The sequence below is a fragment of the Rhodocytophaga rosea genome (assembly GCF_010119975.1).
Lineage (GTDB): Bacteria > Bacteroidota > Bacteroidia > Cytophagales > 172606-1 > Rhodocytophaga > Rhodocytophaga rosea.
Window position 1 is genome coordinate 2,696,956 of the sequence record NZ_CP048222.1, and the last position, 19,439, is coordinate 2,716,394.

General features: G+C 39.2%; 12 protein-coding genes. 4 read left to right on the plus strand and 8 right to left on the minus strand.

What is annotated here, in order from left to right:
• Positions 1–46 precede the first annotated feature (46 nt).
• From GXP67_RS11285 to GXP67_RS11300, 3 genes are all read right to left on the minus strand, one after another.
• On the minus strand, positions 47–1,048 hold the full coding sequence (locus tag GXP67_RS11285; protein WP_162443223.1) for a 3-oxoacyl-ACP synthase III family protein: 1,002 nt from the start codon (positions 1,046–1,048) through the stop codon (positions 47–49).
• A gap of 70 nt (positions 1,049–1,118) precedes the next feature.
• Positions 1,119–3,353, minus strand: a complete 2,235-nt coding sequence (gene rnr, locus GXP67_RS11290; protein WP_162443224.1) for a ribonuclease R — start codon at positions 3,351–3,353, stop codon at positions 1,119–1,121.
• Between the two features lie 1,671 nt (positions 3,354–5,024).
• Entirely contained in the window at positions 5,025–5,276 is a 252-nt protein-coding gene (locus tag GXP67_RS11300; RefSeq protein WP_162443225.1) for a hypothetical protein, read from the minus strand.
• A gap of 233 nt (positions 5,277–5,509) precedes the next feature.
• Between GXP67_RS11300 and GXP67_RS11305 the strand changes: the two genes are divergently transcribed.
• The 3 genes from GXP67_RS11305 (at position 5,510) to GXP67_RS11315 (ending at position 8,370) form a co-directional block, all read left to right on the plus strand.
• A complete protein-coding gene (locus GXP67_RS11305) occupies positions 5,510–6,511 on the plus strand; it encodes a YihY/virulence factor BrkB family protein (protein ID WP_162443226.1) in 1,002 nt (333 codons plus the stop codon).
• A gap of 325 nt (positions 6,512–6,836) precedes the next feature.
• On the plus strand, positions 6,837–7,784 hold the full coding sequence (locus tag GXP67_RS11310; protein WP_162443227.1) for a ribose-phosphate pyrophosphokinase: 948 nt from the start codon (positions 6,837–6,839) through the stop codon (positions 7,782–7,784).
• A 10-nt stretch (positions 7,785–7,794) separates the two neighbouring features.
• Complete coding sequence (locus GXP67_RS11315) at positions 7,795–8,370, plus strand: 50S ribosomal protein L25/general stress protein Ctc (protein ID WP_162443228.1); 576 nt, start codon at positions 7,795–7,797, stop codon at positions 8,368–8,370.
• A 175-nt stretch (positions 8,371–8,545) separates the two neighbouring features.
• On the opposite strand, the gene GXP67_RS11320 is transcribed toward GXP67_RS11315, so the two are convergent.
• On the minus strand, positions 8,546–11,296 hold the full coding sequence (locus tag GXP67_RS11320; protein ID WP_162443229.1) for a DUF3352 domain-containing protein: 2,751 nt from the start codon (positions 11,294–11,296) through the stop codon (positions 8,546–8,548).
• 798 nt (positions 11,297–12,094) lie between these two features.
• On the opposite strand from GXP67_RS11320, the gene GXP67_RS11325 reads away from it, so the two are divergent.
• Complete coding sequence (locus GXP67_RS11325; protein WP_162443230.1) at positions 12,095–15,790, plus strand: DUF7619 domain-containing protein; 3,696 nt, start codon at positions 12,095–12,097, stop codon at positions 15,788–15,790.
• Between the two features lie 131 nt (positions 15,791–15,921).
• Here GXP67_RS11325 and GXP67_RS11330 read toward each other — a convergent pair whose 3' ends face one another.
• From GXP67_RS11330 to GXP67_RS11345, 4 genes are all read right to left on the minus strand, one after another.
• A complete protein-coding gene (locus GXP67_RS11330) occupies positions 15,922–16,827 on the minus strand; it encodes an aminotransferase class IV (RefSeq protein WP_162443231.1) in 906 nt (301 codons plus the stop codon).
• Between the two features lie 162 nt (positions 16,828–16,989).
• The gene (locus GXP67_RS11335; protein ID WP_162443232.1) at positions 16,990–17,499 is read right to left on the minus strand and encodes a hypothetical protein; all 510 of its coding nucleotides are present in this window, start codon (positions 17,497–17,499) and stop codon (positions 16,990–16,992) included.
• Between the two features lie 92 nt (positions 17,500–17,591).
• Positions 17,592–18,368 carry a DUF8737 domain-containing protein gene (locus GXP67_RS11340; protein WP_162443233.1) on the minus strand — a complete coding sequence of 259 codons (777 nt, stop codon included), beginning with the start codon at positions 18,366–18,368 and terminating at the stop codon, positions 17,592–17,594.
• Positions 18,369–18,479: 111 nt separating this feature from the next.
• Positions 18,480–19,421 (minus strand): AraC family transcriptional regulator, encoded by a 942-nt coding sequence (locus GXP67_RS11345; protein ID WP_162443234.1) that lies wholly within the window; start codon positions 19,419–19,421, stop codon positions 18,480–18,482.
• Between the last annotated feature and the right edge of the window lie 18 nt (positions 19,422–19,439).

The following is a 19,439-nucleotide window of genomic DNA, read 5'->3' on the forward strand; positions in this document are numbered from 1 at the left end:
AACAAAGCTGTTAAATTTCATTTATTAAATATTTGGCATTTCAATTTCACCACTTGATCAGCGCAGAAGCCCAGGTAAAACCGCTACCAAATGCCGCCAGACAAACCAGGTTTCCAGGCTGAATTTTACCGGTTTCCCAGGCTTCACTCAAGGCAATAGGAATAGAAGCAGCTGTAGTATTTCCATATTTTTGTATATTACTGAATACCTTTTCTTCATTCAATTTGAGTTTTTCACGTACATAATTGGTGATACGCAAGTTAGCCTGATGCGGAATGAGCATATCTACATCTGCCACTGAGTAGCCATTGGCCTCTAACGCTTCCATAATTACTTCCGGAAAACGAACAACTGCATGCTTGAATACCATATTCCCATTCATATAGGGATCAGTGCTGCCATTATCGATCATCTCCTTAGAAAGCCAGCGGCCGGCCCGGCTTCCACCTGGGTCTTTCACAATTAATTCTTCAGCATACCGGCCATCGGCGTGTAGATGTGTAGAAAGAATACGCCGGTTGGCATCCTCCGTGGCCTGCATTACAACCGCTCCGGCTCCATCTCCAAAAATAACCGCCATAGCCCGGCCTTTGTCGCTAATATCCATTATAGAAGATTGAATTTCTGCCCCTACCACCAGCACATTTTTGTACATGCCACTTTTAATAAACTGATCGGCTACTGAAATAGCATATATAAACCCTGAACATTGGTTGCGGATATCCAGTGCGCCAATATTTGGTATATTTAGTTCTCTCTGTAACAATACACCACTTCCTGGGAAATAGTAATCTGGTGTAATGGTAGCAAATACTATAAAATCAATGTCCTCAGGTGTCAGACCTGCCCGTTCTATCGCAACTCTGGAAGCATTCACGCCCATACCTGCTACTGTATCCTTGCCAGGCTGAAAAAATCTTCTTTCCTGAATACCGGTGCGTTCCTGAATCCAGTCATCAGTGGTATCTATAAGTTTTTCCAGGTCATGATTGGTGACAATACGTTCGGGTACATAGTGCCCAACGCCGCTTATGGTTGAATAGGTCATCGTTTGGAAAGTATAAAGGCGCAAAGTTATCGAGCTAAGCGCCTTGATTAAAATACACTGATAAAATTATTTAAAACTCAAACCCATATTCTGTCTCGTCTTCCGCTTGTTTTTTGCGTTTGGTTTCCGGCCGGACACGTTCTTTTCCGGAAGGATTTTTTCCAAGTTTTACAAATTCCAGGTCAATACTGCGTTTCTCCAGGTTAGTGTCTTTTACCCGTACGGTTACTTTGTCGCCAAAGGCAATAATTTTTCCAGTATGCCTGCCCATTACCCGGTAATTTTCTGCATCCAGTTCGTAATAATCGTCATCCATATCGCTCATCCGCACCATGCCTTCACAGCGGGTCTCTATCATTTCCACAAAAATGCCAAACTCGGTAACACCTGTCACAATACCTTCAAATTCACGATCCTCCATGTTGCGCATATACTCCACCTGCTTGTATTTAATGGAGGCTCTTTCGGCATCGGCAGCAATTTTTTCCATATCCGACGAATGCCTGGATTTTTCTTCGTAAGCCGCTTTATCTACCGATTTTCCTTTATCCAAATAATGCTGCAATAATCGGTGCGACATCATATCCGGGTAACGGCGGATGGGTGACGTAAAATGGGTGTAATGCGGAAAAGCCAGACCAAAATGCCCAGTGGTTTCAGTACTATACTTGGCTTTTGCCATTGTCCGGATCGCCAGGCTTTGTAATACATTCTGTTCTGGTTTGCCTTCAATGTTATCCATCATCTTGTTGAGCGAAGCAGATACTTTATTTTCTTCCACTTGCAGCGAATACCCCAGTTTCTTTACAAATACCGACAGCGTTTTTATTTTCTCCAGATCCGGATGATCGTGTATGCGGTATACCATCGTATTCTTGTTCTCGCCCTTTTTCATCTTGAACACATATTCCGCTACTTTCTTATTAGCCAGTAGCATAAACTCCTCAATCAGCTTATGGGCATCTTTCCGTATTTTCGGATATACTGCTAGCGGTACACCGTTCTCATCAAGTTTGAACTTTACTTCAATGGTTTCAAAACTGATGGCTCCTTTTTTGAAGCGTTCGTCTTTCAGCTTTTTAGCCAAATCATTTAACAGTAATAGCTCTTCCGAAAATTCTCCCTGGCCGGTTTCTAATACTTGCTGTGCCTGTTCGTAAGAAAAACGTTTATCAGAATGAATCACCGTACGGCCAAACCACTGGTTGAGTATTTTAGCATTGTTGTCCATTTCAAACACCGCAGAAAAAGTTAGCTTGTCTTCATTAGGCCGCAGCGAACACAGTTCATTGGATAACTTTTCAGGCAACATCGGAATTACCCGGTCTACCAGGTAAACTGAAGTAGCACGCCGGTAGGCTTCTTTTTCCAGCTGGGTATCTGGTTTTACATAATGGGTAACATCGGCAATATGAACGCCAATTTCCCAGGTATCATTTTCGAGTTTGCGGATCGATAAGGCATCGTCGAAGTCTTTCGCATCTTCCGGGTCTATGGTAAATGTGGTAATATCCCTGAAATCACGGCGCTTGGCAATTTCCTGTTGTGTGATGCCCTCCTCAATTTTTGCAGATTCTTCTAACACTTTATCCGGAAAACTGAATGGCAAACCAAACTCAGCCATAATCGCATGCATTTCGGTATGGTGTTCACCGGCTTTACCAAGCACCTGAATTACTTCTCCTTCCGGTTTGCGGTCGTTAGTGGGCCATTGGGTAATTTTTACCAGTACTTTCTCTCCATCTTTCGCTCCGTTTATCTGTTCCTGCCGCACGTAAATGTCGGTATACATTTTTTTATTATCCGGAATAACAAACGCATATTTGGGTAATACTTCAATTAAGCCCACATATTCATCTTTTTTCCGCTGTAAAACTTCCACTACTTCTCCTTCAGGTCGCCTGCCATTGGCCTGGGCATACATGGCTACTTTTACCGTATCTCCATCCATAGCTCCTTTTAAAGCAGATGTACTTACCCAGATATCCTGTTCGGACTCTTCAGAAACAATAAAAGCATATCTTGGATTTACGTGGTCTACTACACCAGTGAGTTCAGTAGTTTTACTGGAAATCTTATAACTGCCGTTTCTGAGTCTGTTTAATACGCCGGTATCGGCTAATTGATCCATTAAGGCGGGGAGTTCTTCTTCTTGTTTTTTAGACCGCAGGGAAAGTTTTCTTCGCAATTGGGCCGCAGAAAAAGCTTTGCTGCGGTGTTGGGTTAAGAAAGCTACTACTTTTTCTTTCAGGCTTCCATCTTCACTTTTTCTGTCTCTTTCTTTCTTTTCTTTTTTATTTCTCATGTAAATTTATTTCTGGTTGTTTTAACGCCATTCAATTACGCAAAAAATATTTATAAAACGTAACTTATTTAGATAACACTTTTAGAGGCATTATACTTCCATTTCACTGATTTTATTGTTGATTATTTTTATATAATACAATTTATTGGCTTAACTCAGATTTCACCGAGATCAGAAGGCAGTATCCATTTAACCTTAAAATACTTCCAATTCTAGGTATTTTATGATATTTCGATTTTATATACATTGAGCAAAATAAAAATCATTTTTAGTGACAATTAGGAGCTTTATCCGTTCATACGGTGCGGCTAGAAAAAGAAAAGACAGCGTATAATAAAGACCTCTTGATGAAGCTGCAATAAAATTCAAACAATCATAAAATAAGGAAGTTATCTTCACACCAAAGAGGCTATTAAATAATATAAATGTTATCCCAATGCACTCAAATCGGTATATAAGGATTGTAATAATTCAATAGGTTGGAATAAAATTTTCAATGTTTTACAACCTAAACCATCTCACTTAAAAACTAATAATCAAGAACAAGCCGGGTATTAGCTAAAAAGTTAAGTAGTAGTACAAGATTATTTTATAAATGTTAATCTTTAAAATTGATAAAGTATTTTCCTGCAAAATGTATAAATATCTTATTGAGTACTTCCCAAAGATTTTCTAATGAAACATAACTATGTAGTTTAAGACATTCATACTTCAATATGCGCCATATCATCTTAATTTTGTTTAGATGTTGGCTGTAAGCTCGTAAAGAAAAATAAGTAAATTTGGTTTTGCTCCTGTGTAAATTAGCCTGATGAAAAGGGACATTATCTAATAGCAGGCCTGTAATCTTAGTTATAATCTCTACTTATTAATCTGTAGAGTCGACTATGAACTGCGCATTCAGAAAGCCTTTTGTAGAAAAACTACTTAACTTGCCTGACTTATCAGCCCAAACACATTAATCCTTTTGCCTTTCTAGGGAAGAATCTCTACTTGTTCACCAGCATATTGACGGCAATAAGCCATCATTGGTCTTAAGCAAAAAACACTCTGATTTCCATAGTATAAGTCTATATGTTCTTTCTTTTGAAGTAATTTTACATCATCCTGGCACTCCTCTTTATAGAGGCATTCAGCCTCATCTTGCTTGGATTTTAGGCTTTTTCTCCAGAATTTCCATCTCCCTCCAGTTTTTTAAATATCGTTTCAAAGTCTTGCTAGAAAACTCTTTGTTGGGTTCTTTTTTTCCAAATCTTCTCCGGCCTGACTGAGTAAAGATAAAGTTAAGGATGGTTATTCCAATGAGATTTAAAATGTAGAGAAAGTATCAAGGCATATCACATCTTCACTGGCACAAGCCCCATTTTTTGCCAGTTTCCAGCATTAAAGCAAAAGTCTATTCATACTAATTGCGGCTCTGGCCTTCCAGAATAGCTTCCCGTAAAACAGATTTAATCTCGCCTACATCTTTGCAGGGTTTGAGTCCAAAGGTTTCCATAATGATCTCTCCGGTAATTACCGTCTGAAAGTTGCGGAAGTTGCCTCAGAAGGAAATTCCATAAATGAATTATCTGAATATCTCCAGTTTAAAAGTAAAGTGAATTACTAGTTTATCAAGTTATATCCAGGCTAATCAAAATCGATTTGAACAAGTAAGTTTTTATATAAGCTTTACAAATCCAGGCTTTGGTGACGACGGTCGGCTTCTTCGTATTCGGCTGCCGGAACAACTTCAAAGCCATCGTCGTACATTTCCTGCAAATCCTCTTCAGTAAGTTCGTATTCATCTTTGGAAATGGTATCCTCTTCGATCATAATTTCGGTGCCATCATAAATATATTCGTCTTCCGGATTTTGTATTTTTTCAATCTTAAAAAATACGGTCCCGTCTTCATATTCATTTTTCAAATAAAAGGTCTGCATAAAAATAGAGAGTTAGTAGCTTATTTCACGGATATGTAGAGACGCAAGTTACTAAAATTCAATACTTATTATGAAACATGTCCGGATGGATAGGTTGAATGTTTTCATTTGATTTTTCATGTAAAAGAGCTATTAATTTTGTATAATAAATATATTATGTCAACTCTATTTCAACGGATTCGTATTTATACAAGAAAATATACAATATATATACTTGTTGGCAGTATTGATTTATGAAAAAGAAGGTATCAAATGTTTTTTCGTTTATAAAGGAGATGTATGCAGAGTGGACAGCTGATAATTGTTTTCAGCTGGCAGCCGCCTTATCGTACTATACATTATTCTCCATAGCGCCCATGCTGATCATTGTAATTTCAGTAGCCGGCTATTTTTTTGGAGAAGAAGCCATTAATGGAGAAATCCAAAGGCAGATGAGTAGCCTGGTTGGGAATGATGGAGCGGAAGCATTAGCAAAAATGATCCAGAGTGCGTATATAGACGCTGAAAGAGGATTGCTCCCAACCATAGTGGGTATTGTTACCTTATTTTTATCCGCTACTCTGGCCTTTACAGCCTTGCAGGATTCGCTGAACAAGATCTGGAAAGTACAATTAAAACCACAATCTGGTATTATGGCGGTAGTGATCAACCGGGTGCTTTCTTTTGCTATGGTGTTAGGCATCGGCTTTTTGCTACTGGTCTCCATGGTCATAAACAGTTTGCTAAGCGCCCTCAATAAATACATCGAGCGCTTACTAGCTGACTACTCAGTCTATTTAATCAAACTCAGTGCGTTGTTCATTGGCTTTGCGGTAATTACGGTACTGTTTGCAATGATCTTTAAATTTTTACCCGACGTAAAAATAAAATGGCGTAATGTATGGATTGGTGCATTGCTTACTTCTTTCCTGTTTTCGGTGGGACGTTACCTGATCAGCTGGCAAATCGGCAACAGCGACCTGACCAATACATATGGTGCAGCAGCCTCTATTGTGGGTATTATACTCTGGATTAATTATTCTTCCCTGATTTTATTTATAGGCGCTGAGTTCATATATGTCTATGTGAAACGTAAAGGTGAAACCATTAAACCTGATGAACATGCCATAAAAATCAATTATGGACGGGATGAACATGCGGTACAATCTGCTGAAGCAGATGCGGCGCATCCGGCGTATGCAGGCAGAAATAGCCGGCATGCAGGAAAAGCAATCGTAATTGATAAGAGCAGATAAGCAGCATGAGTTAATGAATCGTTTCTCTGTATAATATACGTTCTTAAGCGAGCATATTTCAAGCTTATTAATTGTTTCAAACATAAAGCCTGTTCGTATACAAAATATGTATCTGCACAGGCTTTGTGTATTGATTATTAATTATTAGTTTTGCACTTTCTTAGGTTAAGTATATGAATTTGTAGCGGCTTCCTTGCAATAAGATATATTTATTGAGGAAGCTGATTTATTTTAACAAGTGTTGAACGCCCATTTACCAGCTATTGAGATACTGTTTTGATAAAACCGGTGTGTAAAGTTTTGTCAACTTTTTAATGACTAATCTATGGCTACCCCCTATTCGGTAAAACTATTTTCTGGTTCCCAATCCAAGTATCTGGCTGAGAAGATCTCCTATTACTATGGCAAATCTTTGGGCTCTGTTACCCTGCAAAAATTCAGCGATGGAGAGCTTTCTCCAAGTTTCGATGAATCAGTAAGGGGCTGCGATGTTTTTCTGATCCAGTCTACCTTTCCGCCTGCCGACAATATGATGGAATTACTGTTGATGGTAGATGCGGCCAGAAGGGCTTCAGCCAAATATGTAACCATTGTAATCCCTTATTTTGGATACGCCAGGCAGGACCGGAAAGATAAACCCAGAGTTTCGATTGCAGCCAAACTGGTAGCAAATCTGTTTTCTGCTTCCGGTGCCGACAGGCTGATGACCTGTGATTTGCATGCCGGACAGATTCAGGGATTTTTCGATTTTCCGGTAGACCACCTGGATGGTTCAGCCATTTTTGTTCCTTACCTGCGAAGTCTGAATCTGGATAATTTGTTATTTGCATCTCCGGACGTGGGTGGCGTGAGCCGTGCCCGTGCCTTTGCCAGGCATTTTCAGGCAGATATTGTGGTATGCGACAAACACCGCAAACGTGCCAATGAGATTGCATCCATGCAGGTTATCGGAGATGTGGAAGGGGCAAATGTTGTACTGGTAGACGACCTGATTGATACCGGTGGTACCATTTGTAAAGCAGCAGAGATAATTCTGGAAAAAGGCGCAAAATCGGTACGGGCTATTTGTACGCATCCGATCATGTCTAATAAATCCTACGAGAATATAGAAAATTCGGTGTTGCAGGAATTAGTGGTTTCTGATACAATTCCCTTAAAGCAACATACTTCTAAAATAAAAGTACTCACGGTGGCTGAACTGTTTTCCAAAGCCATCCGGAATGTACACGACCATGAATCCATTAGTTCATTATTTATAAATTTAAACCATTAATTAAAAACAAATGAAAAATTTAGAGATTATAGGGTATAAAAGAGCAAATCTCGGTAAGACAGGCTCAAAAGAGCTGAGGGCTCAAAGTATGGTACCATGTGTGTTGTATGGCGGAAAAGACCAGGTACATTTCTATTCACCCATGATTCTGTTCAAGCAGTTATTGTATTCACCTAATGTGTTCCAGGTTGACCTGAATATTGAAGGCGTACAATATAAAGCGATCCTGCAGGATTCACAGTATCATCCGGTAAACGAAACTATTCTTCATGTTGATTTTCTGGAATTAGACGAAAATAAGCCTGTAAAGATGGAAGTGCCAGTGCGTTTTACTGGTGTAGCTCCAGGTGTTCAAAAAGGGGGTAAACTCATTTCTAAACTTAGAAAAGTGAAGATTAAATCATTGCCTGCAAATATTCCCGATTATATTGATGTAGATATTTCAAACTTGGAATTAGGTAAATCTATTAAAATAGGTGATCTGAAAGCAGATAATTATACCTTGCTTAATAGTACTTCTACTCCAATTGCAACCGTAGAAATTCCAAGGGCGCTGAGAGGAAAAGACGAAGCTCCGGCAAAATAATAATATTATTTCAATGGATTATGAAGGCCCTGCTAACACAGGGCTTTTGTATTTTATAAGCTGCTCATTTGACATTTATCAGTAGGAATAGTATTATATAGAAACAGCAGTTCATCAAGGTAGAACTTAATTTCCTGTCTACGTATAACCAGTGGCTATTAAAAATTAAAAAAACCTACCTTATTTTCAGTGATACCAGGCTTGCCTCCTGTTTTCCGGTGCGGTAGATGAATATTTTATCGTAATTTTCAACATACAGAATAGACACCGGAAAAGCATTGGGAATAGAACCCTCACCAATAGATTTACCCTGCCTGTCATACAAATAAGTTTGCTTAGCAGCAGCATGGGTAAAAGCCATTACCTGGATATCTGCGCCAAAATCATAGTATTGTACAATGGGTTCATCTCCGGACTCATAGTCTTTTTCAAACAAAACAGCTCCTCTTTTATCCAGAATAGCCACTTTGCCAGAAGTATACCTGGCAATCAGCCAGTCTTTGCCCTGGGCATCCATACATAGCTTAAAAACAGATTCTCTGGAAGGCCTGTACAATTGCCTTTGTTCTACCACATCGCCAGCCAGATTGCAGGTGATCATTTCTCCATTATCTGTTAACATCGTAATTCTTGTATCTTTAGGTTCAATGGCTGGTTCAACAAACAAAGGATTGTGGATGCGTGAATTGAGTAAGAGCGGAAAGCCGTTAGAAGGTTTCCCTTTTCTGTTGAATACATACAGAATGCCATCTGCCTGCAAGGCCATAATATAATCCTTTCCCCGGATGCGAATGTGCGTAGCCGGACCATTGAGCCGGTATCCCAACCGAAGCGGGTTCCAGCCTTCCAGTAATGTGCCTTTGGTATTGTATAGGTACAGATTTCCCTGAATATCGGAAACCAGAATCCGGTAATCCCGGCTATTGTCGTAATCAAAAAGGGCTAATGTATGTAACCGAGCAGCCTGCGGTAACTGGATAGGAAAATTTTCGAGCGTATTCCCGTTACGGTCTATCAGGTGAATCTGAGAGGAAGTTGCCAGCAGGTATTGCAGTTTGTTGTTCTTATAATAATCTACCTGGCTCACCGCACTAATAATCGCTGACTCCAGTTGTTTTTTCCAGACTGTTTTCCCTTTGGCATCTATCAAATAGAGGTGTTGAGCCGCATCCTGTACCATCATTTCACGGCTGCCATTGGCATGGTTGCGTACTACAAATGCAGGGGAATGTGCGGCTTGTTCCAGATGAGTATTGGTTGTAACGAAGAATTTATTCTGTACTTTCTGGGCCGTTTGCCGGTTATTGAACTCGACATACAAATTGGTTTGAAAAGTCTGTCCCTGTTTATGGCGCATTTGCAAGGCGGCATATTCCATTCGTTTCAATACAGACGAGTAACTTTGCATAAACTTTTTCCACTTGGGCGAAGCATGGGCATAAAGCAGATTCCAGGCCCTAGCCGTATGAATGAATACCCCAAAATTATCTTGTTCCAATGCTTGCCGAAGATACTGCTGTTGCCTGGGAGATTTTGCCCACACATTGTCAGATTTTACATCATCGAGTAGTTGCTTAAGATTTTGAATGTTGTTGGAGAAAACCATATACTGTCCAACTGGTGCATAAAAACATTGCTCAAATCCACTGAATACATTTCCCCAGACGGCAGCAGGAAATTCCGGCAAATGAATCTGGCGGATAGAAGTTCCGGCATAGGGCTCTGTATAGGGTTCTTTTTTCTGATTCTGCTCAATTGTGGCAGTCATTTCTTTCAACTGGCTCAGCGCTTTTTCTGTATCGGAAGTTTGTACAAATAAGAGTTGCTGGGTGTATACCTGGCTATTTTCCAGAACAGCCAGTGCCATTTCTCCCTGCATCCACCCAAACAGCTGAGCAGGTGAAAGACTATATTGAGTAGACCATTCTTTTTGTTTCTCAATAACTGCTTTATCATGCGCTTGCCAGTACGGGTTCAGCGAAGAAAGAAGCTTGTTAGCATCGCCAAAACCCCAGTGATAAAGCAAAGCTGTGCTATTAGGAATAAATGGCAAACACTGTAAAGGCTGGGATTTTTGACCTTTGAAGGCTTGCAGGTAATTGGGAGAATCTTTTTCTGCATTTACTGTACTGATTCCAGTCAAACGAAGATGACTTTCATCTGTTTTCACCTGGAGGTGTGAAGATTGGGCGTAGGTAGAAAGCAAAGGAAATCGATTGGCTATTTGTTCGCCTGCAAATACCTGCATCAATCTGGGCAACGTATTTGGGTGTATATATACTTGCAAGCTGTCGGTGTTGCTGCCAGTCTGCTCGCTGATGTGTTGCCAGGTAGTTTTTTGCAGAGTTGAAAATGCATTGATATTCCGGATAACATCTTCTACCAGAAAAGGAGTATAACTCCCGATAATATGGCGCCCATGAAGTACATAGGAGAATATAGCACCGGAACGGCTGGGAGAGATTTCATAAATCGTTTGTCCCTGAAAGTTCCTGGTAGCAAACTTATAGCGCTGGTCGGCATCCATTTTGGTAGCTACTCTGTTTAAAATTGCTTCTTCTCCGGAGCGCAAGGGTATAAAAAACAGGTAATCAAAATCATCTCTGGCGGTTACGTGTAAAGATGTAAGTACTTTTTTCTGATCAAAAAACGCTTCAACCTGTTCATCCAACCGGAGCAGGGTATCACTGCGTAATAGCAATTTGCGAAAATAAGGCAGGTTCTTCACATGACCCATAATGGTTGATTGTTCCCATTCGTCAAGAAGTTCTATTGGATTTTCCGCTTCTATCACAAGTACAGCATGCGAGGGAATCAGATGCCAGGGAGAATCAGCATAATTTTGCTGCCACCATTTATAAGTAAATACACCTCCTACCATAAGCAGAAGGCCAATAACAATGAAAATGACTTTTGATTTACCCAAGGAAATAAGCGGGTTTGTATACAGACAAAAATATCATTTTTTTATGAATATGGCACTTTTTAGAACCTTTTATGCGATAAGGTATGGAAGAATTTTATCAATACAATCAAACAACTGCAAACTTTTATCTGTTGAATTGGATAAGCTCTCGGTAATTACCAAATTATCCATTATGGATTCGGATATCTATTTTCTATCTACTAGTACTTGCAAAAGCTGTTGATTAAAACTTGCTGAGAATGTCTTAAGAGAAAGTTTTTTCTGTATCCTAACGTAAGCCTCAGCTACTATCAGTAAAAAATTATTTAGTAACTACCCCAGCTTTAAATCTTGAATTAAAACAAGTTTTAGTAAGTGAATGATGGCAGATCTAAGTACGCTTTAGTTGTCAGAATATATCAAATATTACTCAATTTGCAACTCCGGTTGGAATAACGAAAATGCCACATTTTGTTATATATATTACATAATTTATTCATAGATATCTTTATAGAATTATTCGTTTAGGAAATAATATACTGTGTTACTATACTTGAAAAGGAAGAAATAATTACCCATAAATAGAAAGTATTATCTGTTTATTAAGACTATTTGGACTAATATAAGACTCTAGATCATCTATATTGATCATTTTTTTTGCTATACTATTAGTTAGCCTTTGTAATAAGAATTTTGAATTATTAGCTTATCTCTAAAAATCTTACGCTTAGTATCCAGTTTTTTATACCTCAGGTTAACGCTAATTTCTACCTATGCATTACATGAAGGATTAATATAAATATTGAAGTGCACATTCTTATGCATCGTACACCTTTACTCTTTTCTATTTATTTATTCTTCTTAATAGGAATTATAACTTCACTTCCTGCGGAGAGTCAGTCTCTTCCCGAAAAGGCTCGATCTTTATTAAAATTTGGTGACTTTGGTACAGCCAATGGTAAATTTATCTTGCCTATGGGTATAGCTATAGACAAAAATGATAATATTTATGTGGTTGATCACCAGAACCATCGCATCCAAAAGTTTAATTCCAGCGGAAAATTTCTTTCTAAGTTTGGTAGCTTTGGTACAGGCAATGGCCAATTCAATTGGCCTATCGATATAGACATAGATGCTCAAGGTAATATTTATGTTGCTGATAGAGATAATCATCGCATTCAGAAGTTTAACTCCAACGGACAGTTTATTTCTAAGTTTGGTTCACTTGGCACAGCTGATGGACAGCTTATTTCTCCTTACAGCATAGCCGTAGATGGCGCGGGAAATATGTACATTGCTAACAGGTACCATGGCCATAACATAGCAAAGAATCCCACCCCCCGGATAGATAAATTTAATTCTCATGGCCAATTTGTATTAGCATTTGGTTCACAAGGTACAGCCGATGGCCAGTTTATTACTAATGATATAGCCCTAGATACTAATGGTAATGTTTATATAGCTGATGGTTTTAATCGTTGTATAAAAAAGTTTACTTCTAGTGGACAATTTCTATTCAAGTTCGGCAGTAAAGGTACTGGAGATGGACAGTTTATAGGTATTGGGGGTATAGCCATAGATCCGGCTGGCAATATTTATGTTTCTGATAGAGAGGTTATTAATATCCAGAAGTTTAATTCAAAAGGTCAATTACTTTTAAAATTCGGTAAATTTAGTTATGAAGAGGGGCAGTTTCTATATCCTGTACATATAGCTGTAGATGCTGCGGGTAATCTATATGTGGTTGATGATCCTTATGTCAAAAAGTTTGCAATAGAAGAGGCTGTTTTAACACCTAATTATGTCAAAGGAACTGTTTATAATGATACAAATGAGGACTGTGTTCAGGATACAGCCGAGAAGGGAATAGAGGGTATGATTGTAGTAGCTCAGCCGGGAAATCATTATACTTCTACCGATTCATTAGGTAATTATACGTTGGCTGTAGATACCGGTAGTTATACAATAAAACAACTGATTCCAAATAACAAATCTTTTATTAAACAAATATGCCCTATAAATCCGGCCACCCACTCAGTACGATTTACAGCTTCTAATGATAGTGTGCTTGGAAAAAACTTTGCCAATCAATTAATGCTTCAGCCTTATCTGTCGGTTAATGTTTTATCTGATCGAAGAAGAAGGTGTATGACTAATATGACTACTGTTTCGTACTGCAATAGCGGTACGGCTGCTGCCACGAATGTGAAAGTATATGTAAAGCTACCAGAATATGTTGTTTTCAAGAGTGCTAATAGTGCTTACACAGTAGATAAGGACAGTAATTATGTTTTTACAATTGAATCTCTTACAGCAGGAACTTGTGGAAGTATTGAGATTCAGGACTCAGTAATTTGTGCCGATATCCAGGGTCTTATTCAGTGCACTTCAGCCTGGATCACTCCTGCTAATAGTAGAACACTTTCCCCTGACTGGGATCAATCCGATATTCAGGTGAAAGCTAGTTGTACAAATAACGGAAAGGTTCGCCTAAGTATCTATAATAATGGAAGTGGGAGTATGGCCGACAGCAGCGCTTTTCGGATTTACTTAGATGCGCAACTGGCTTATATGAATGATTTTAAACTAGCCAAAGGCGATAGTTTAATTCTGCAAGTGCCTACTAATGGACAAACGGTTCGGCTAGAAGCTGCTCAACGTCCTGATCACCCTTCCCGGAAACTAAGTTTTATTACAATTGAAGCCTGTGGTATAAATAGTAATGGCACTGTGAGTAAAGGCTATGTTACCCAACAGGTTCAAGAGGAGGAGGAGTCTGAAATATCAACCGAATGTTTACCAATTATTGATTCTTTTGATCCCAATGATAAAGCGGTTTCTCCGCAAGGGGTAAGCAATGAGCATTATACACCCACTAACACAGCTTTGGATTACACCATCCGCTTTCAAAACACGGGCACTGATACAGCCTATAAAGTATTAGTAGTAGATACTCTTTCTGAACATCTGGATATGAAGACGTTACAGATAGCAGCTGTTTCTCATGCGTATAAGCTGAGTGTATCCGGGAAAGGAAAACCAGTGCTTACCTTTACTTTTAACAATATTAATCTGCCGGATAGCACCAAAGACCAGGCAGGAAGTAATGGATTTATTCGATTTAGTATTAGGCCAAAAGTTGATCTGCCGGAGAAAACAAGGATAGAAAATTTTGCAGACATCTTCTTTGATTTTAACAAGCCAGTTCGTACCAACACTACTTTTAACTCAATTTATGATATACCACTGGTTGTGGAGGAATCAGCCAAATTAGATCAAAGAATAGTTTGTCTAACTACCAATACTACAGTTCAGGCCGGTATAAGCCGAATTGTTTGTGGGCAAGATACGGTAGTAATGCAAGCCATAGCGCCATTGGCTGGTAAAGGGCAATGGAAACTAATGAGTGGAAAGGGTATCTTCCAAGATAGGGAAAGTGGCACTACTATTATTTCAGGTTTAGCTTATGGAGAGAATGTGTTTGAATGGAGTGTATCTGCTAATTCATGCGGTATTGATTCTCTCCATGCCCAGGTAACAATTACTCGCCAGATGAAACCTGCTACTCCGGTTATTAGGCAACAGGGCACTGATAGTTTGATATGTAGTATAGCAGGCAGCAGTTATGAGTGGTTCTTGCAGGGAGCAGTAATAGATAAACATACACAATCTATTCAAGTAAAGCAGGCCGGTCTTTATACGGTAAAAGTAACTAATCAATTCGGATGTAGTTCTGATACTTCCGCTACTTTTGAGTATGTACTTCCCTGTTATATTACTAATATTAGTATAAATGCCGGATCTGATCAGGTCATCTGTGAGCAAGATACAATCATTTTACAAGCGGCTGGTCCTATACAAGGTAAAGGAATATGGAAATTAGTCAGTGGCCAAGGAGTCATTCAAAATACCCAGGCAGCTAACTCATTGGTAAAAGTTTTAAGTTATGGAGAGAATGTGTTTGAGTGGAAAGTTTCTTCTACTACCTGTTCAGATTCCCTGAAAGCACAAGTAACCATTACCCGTGTTCAAAAACCAATTACTCCCGTGATCATTCAAGTAGGCGCTGATAGTTTAGTGTGTAGTATAGCCGGGGATAGTTATCAGTGGCAATTAGAGGGGGTAAATATGGCTATAAACAGTCAACAGATTAAAGCTGATATTCCAGGCAAGTATACAGTGCGGGTAAAGAATCAACAAGACTGCTTATCCGATTTATCAGCTCCTTTTACTTATGTTCTTACTGCCACTGATTCTTATTTATCAACTTTGATAAAAGTTTATCCTAACCCAACTACTGGTAAGATAAGTATAATCCTTCCGGCTGATTTCGGGCAGGAAGTAGAGATTTCAGTCTGGGATGCTTTAGGCAGAAATGTTATGAATAAGAATCTAACAACTAATTCTAATCAATATAAAGAAGTCTTTGATTTATCAACTGAGAAGTCAGGGGTTTACTTGTTGAAAATTCAAACTTCTAAAGGAGTGACTTTTAGACGTATAATAAAAAAATAAAATACGCATAATTACCGACTAACTATTGATTTTTTATGCCAATAGTTAGTCGGTAATTATATTTTTCTACTTCCTAAAGCAAATACCCTATCATGACTTATTTGTGCAAATCTTTAGCGGTTCTCACAATATCAAAAAGGCAGTTTTACGCTATACACCGAAATTTTGGTAACAAAGCACTCCTGCAATCTGGCCAGAATAGTTGAGTTGGATGAATTGGTAATGAGCCTTCCATCTATTTCCCTGACAGGTGTAAGTTCCCCCATCGTGCCACTGGTAAATACTTCATCGGCATTGAAAAACTCTGCTACGGATAAGTTTCTTTCAGTGTATGGAATTTTCAATTCTTCTGCCATTTCCAGCACGAGTGCACGGGTGATACCAGGAAGGCAAGCATCGGCAAAAGGGGTATAGAGTTTTCCTTTTTTCACCATAAACAGATTAGTGGCATTGGTTTCAGCGACAAATCCATTTATATCCAGCATCAATGCATCGTCGGCACCAGCTACATTGGCTTCGATCTTGGCTAGTATATTGTTGAGCAGGTTATTATGATGGATTTTAGAATCCAGGAACTGCGGATTATTGCGCCTGATGGAACTGGTGATTAGCCTTACACCAGTCTGGTTATCATAGACAGGGGGTTTCCATTCGGCCAGTACAATCAAGGTACAGCCAAATTGATTCAGCCTGGGGTCCATACCCGATGTGATTTTTTCGCCTCTGGTTAGGGTAAGCCGGATATGGGATTGGTCCCGCATCTGGTTGGCCTGAAGTGTAGCGAAAATGGCGTTTTTTACTTCTTCCCTGGTAGGAATATTGGCAAATAGTAAGGTATGAGCCGATGAAAGCAGGCGGTCTATGTGTTGTTCCATCATAAAAACCTGCCCATTGTATATGCGAAGTCCTTCCCATACGGCATCGCCGCCCTGCACAGCACTATCGAATACCGAGACTCTGGCCTCATTTCTGGGATACAATCTGTCTTTTACCCAAACCTGAATATGGGCATTTCTTTCATCATATTTCTGAAGCATAATTCAATAAAGGGAGCTATAGGTAAGTGTTAGATAAATGTAAAAGTGAATTAGATTTATGACATGCTTTGCTATAAAGTAAATAGCATTATTGGGGCAATATAAAACAAACAGGGCTAAGTTAAACTCAGCCCTGTTATAAAAATGAATCTAAATTATTGCTTACACTTTAATTTTGCTCTTCACCCAGTCTTGTAGTTCCTGGTCAGAGGAGAGTTTAGCTAATTTTTCCAGGTTTTTATCCTTGGCAGCTCCCCCTAACTTATAGATTTTTAGCATGGTTTTTATTCCTTCCGTATTAAGTATGAGCGGATCAGTTACAGTCGGATTTTCCAGCTTATATTTGGTCCAGCCGCCCAGGAAAGCGATCAATAGTTCTGGGTTCTTTTTTGAAAAATCAGCTACATAGCCTTGCACCTCCACGCTTACCGTAGGGCTGCCTTGTACGTAAGTGAACACAAACAAATATACCTGTTTTCTTTTATCATCTTCCTGGTTTAAGGGTGTGTTTTCAAGCCATTTTACAGCCTGAATTACTTCAGGTTCATACTTGGCATAGTCGGCTTTTGTTTTGAATGCATAGTTGGCTGGAACTTCAAAGGTTTGTCCGAAAATCTGGCTAAAGGAGCCAATCATCATCAGAAGGGTAAGCAATGATACGTGTGTTTTCATGAAAAAGGAATTTTTAGCTATGAATACTGCAAGCCTATCAAAAGCGACTCATTCTCATAAAATCCTTTTACTTCCGTTCATTCGCCTGATAATTAATTCATCTGATTCACTATGATTTTGTTGGATAAAACCGGCCTGTTTTGCGTTTTGGAAGCAAAAAGTAATTGTTTCAAAGAAAGAATGTGCATCCAGTAAGCCACTGGTACTACAAAAGCCGGAAGCCAGACAAAAGGCAGATGCGCGATAAAAGTATTAGCCGGTTCATTCATAAATACCCGGAAAGGCACAGGAGCCGACAAGATGGCCACAATCACAATGTTGGCCAGGATAATTAAGCCGCAAATATTCCAGGCAATAGCTACCCTCGGTGACCATACTTTTTTTACAAAACAGAAATAAGCTATAATGGGAGCCGATAGTCCGACCAGTATATCAAAGTTCCTTCCCTCAAAAGTCATTTGTACCGGAATAATGTTATCTGCAAAACACATCCACAGAATAATTTCCATCAGAACCCGGAAAGATTGAATGCCAATAAGCCAGCCCGGAGGAATACGTTGTAATAGTTGTGTGAACTTCAAAGAAAAAGTTAATGCGACAATGAATACAAGCGGCGGCAATAATATCACCAGCAATCGTGGAGGTAACGTATTGAATACTGCCAGGAAGCCACTGTTTGCCAGTATTCCTGTGAATAGTATCCATCCAGCAAAACCGGCGGTAGTCAGGTATAAAATTTTCTTTTGCTGAATGGTTTCCCAGGCGGTTTGCTTTAATACTGAGCGCAAACCAGAGATAATGAGTGCGAAAAGACCAAAAGTAAGCAGGATAAATAGCACAGAGGCAGTGAAAAATATGGGTGTTTCCATGTGAAGTAAATTAGCAAATTTGAAGATTAGAAAATCTGAAAATTAACCATTGATAATCAGTATATTATTGCAGCTGCATTACTTTACAAAGGTATAGAGCACTTGAAAAAATCAGTTTACCAAAATTGCTAATTTCTTTTTGCCAGAAGCCAGGCGGTAATTTAAGGGAGACTGGCCAAACCGCTGCTGGAATAAGCGACTGAAGGAAGTATTATTCTCAAATCCAACTGTTATGCTTATATCTGTTACCGGAATCTGGGTGTATTGCAGAAGTTCTTTTGCTTTATCAAGTCGTAGTTTTAATAGATACTGATGTGGCGACAAATGCAATACAGACTTGAAAAGGCGCAGATAATGGAATTTGGACAGGCAGGCAACAGCAGACAGTTCATCCAGGGTAATTTCTTTATTATAAAACGAATGCAGGTAATTGAGCGACTCACAAAGTCTTTTATATATTTCTACCTGTGTCGATTTTTTAAGGGCAGAAATCCTGTGCATCTCCCGGATTATATCTCTGTGCAACTGCATCAGATATACCAGCAGGTCTGTTAATAATTCATCCAGCAAGATAGGATTCCGGTATTCCTGCTGGCTGTACAGGTATAAGCGTTGGATAAGCTTTGTAAATACCTCTTCTTTGCGGTATAACCTGTTGAAAAAATGAAGATACTGCCCTTCTATGCGGGAATGGTTATCAATCAGAATGTCAGCAGGCGTAATTAAACCAGCATATACTTCACTAAGCAGCTTTTCGCTAAAATGAATATTAAAAGTTTCGGTGGTGGTATTTTCTACTTCGAGCGTATACGGCTGATGCTGGTTGCTAATGAAAAAATGAGAAGTATCTACCTGCACCTTCTGATTATCTACACCACACCTGGTTTCTCCTTTTACATTCATAAAAAGCGACAGCGTCCCTTTAATATCGGGCCGGTAACTCGATTGCCCTCTGGCGTTGATAATACAATTCGGCCAGCCTTGCTTGCTAACAAACTGCTGCTCGATCTGTTTTTTGAGCCAGTGTAAATCCGGAAATTCCTTGCGAATCATGGAAGTAAAAAATCAGAA

Excerpts from the sequence above, each read along its gene's own strand:
- GXP67_RS11285 (WP_162443223.1), bottom strand. The coding sequence starts at position 1,048 with ATGACCTATTCAACCATAAGCGGCGTTGGGCACTATGTACCCGAACGT.
- rnr (WP_162443224.1), bottom strand. The coding sequence starts at position 3,353 with ATGAGAAATAAAAAAGAAAAGAAAGAAAGAGACAGAAAAAGTGAAGAT.
- GXP67_RS11300 (WP_162443225.1), bottom strand. The coding sequence starts at position 5,276 with ATGCAGACCTTTTATTTGAAAAATGAATATGAAGACGGGACCGTATTT.
- GXP67_RS11305 (WP_162443226.1), top strand. The coding sequence starts at position 5,510 with ATGAAAAAGAAGGTATCAAATGTTTTTTCGTTTATAAAGGAGATGTAT.
- GXP67_RS11310 (WP_162443227.1), top strand. The coding sequence starts at position 6,837 with ATGGCTACCCCCTATTCGGTAAAACTATTTTCTGGTTCCCAATCCAAG.
- GXP67_RS11315 (WP_162443228.1), top strand. The coding sequence starts at position 7,795 with ATGAAAAATTTAGAGATTATAGGGTATAAAAGAGCAAATCTCGGTAAG.
- GXP67_RS11325 (WP_162443230.1), top strand. The coding sequence starts at position 12,095 with ATGCATCGTACACCTTTACTCTTTTCTATTTATTTATTCTTCTTAATA.
- GXP67_RS11330 (WP_162443231.1), bottom strand. The coding sequence starts at position 16,827 with ATGCTTCAGAAATATGATGAAAGAAATGCCCATATTCAGGTTTGGGTA.
- GXP67_RS11335 (WP_162443232.1), bottom strand. The coding sequence starts at position 17,499 with ATGAAAACACACGTATCATTGCTTACCCTTCTGATGATGATTGGCTCC.
- GXP67_RS11340 (WP_162443233.1), bottom strand. The coding sequence starts at position 18,368 with ATGGAAACACCCATATTTTTCACTGCCTCTGTGCTATTTATCCTGCTT.
- GXP67_RS11345 (WP_162443234.1), bottom strand. The coding sequence starts at position 19,421 with ATGATTCGCAAGGAATTTCCGGATTTACACTGGCTCAAAAAACAGATC.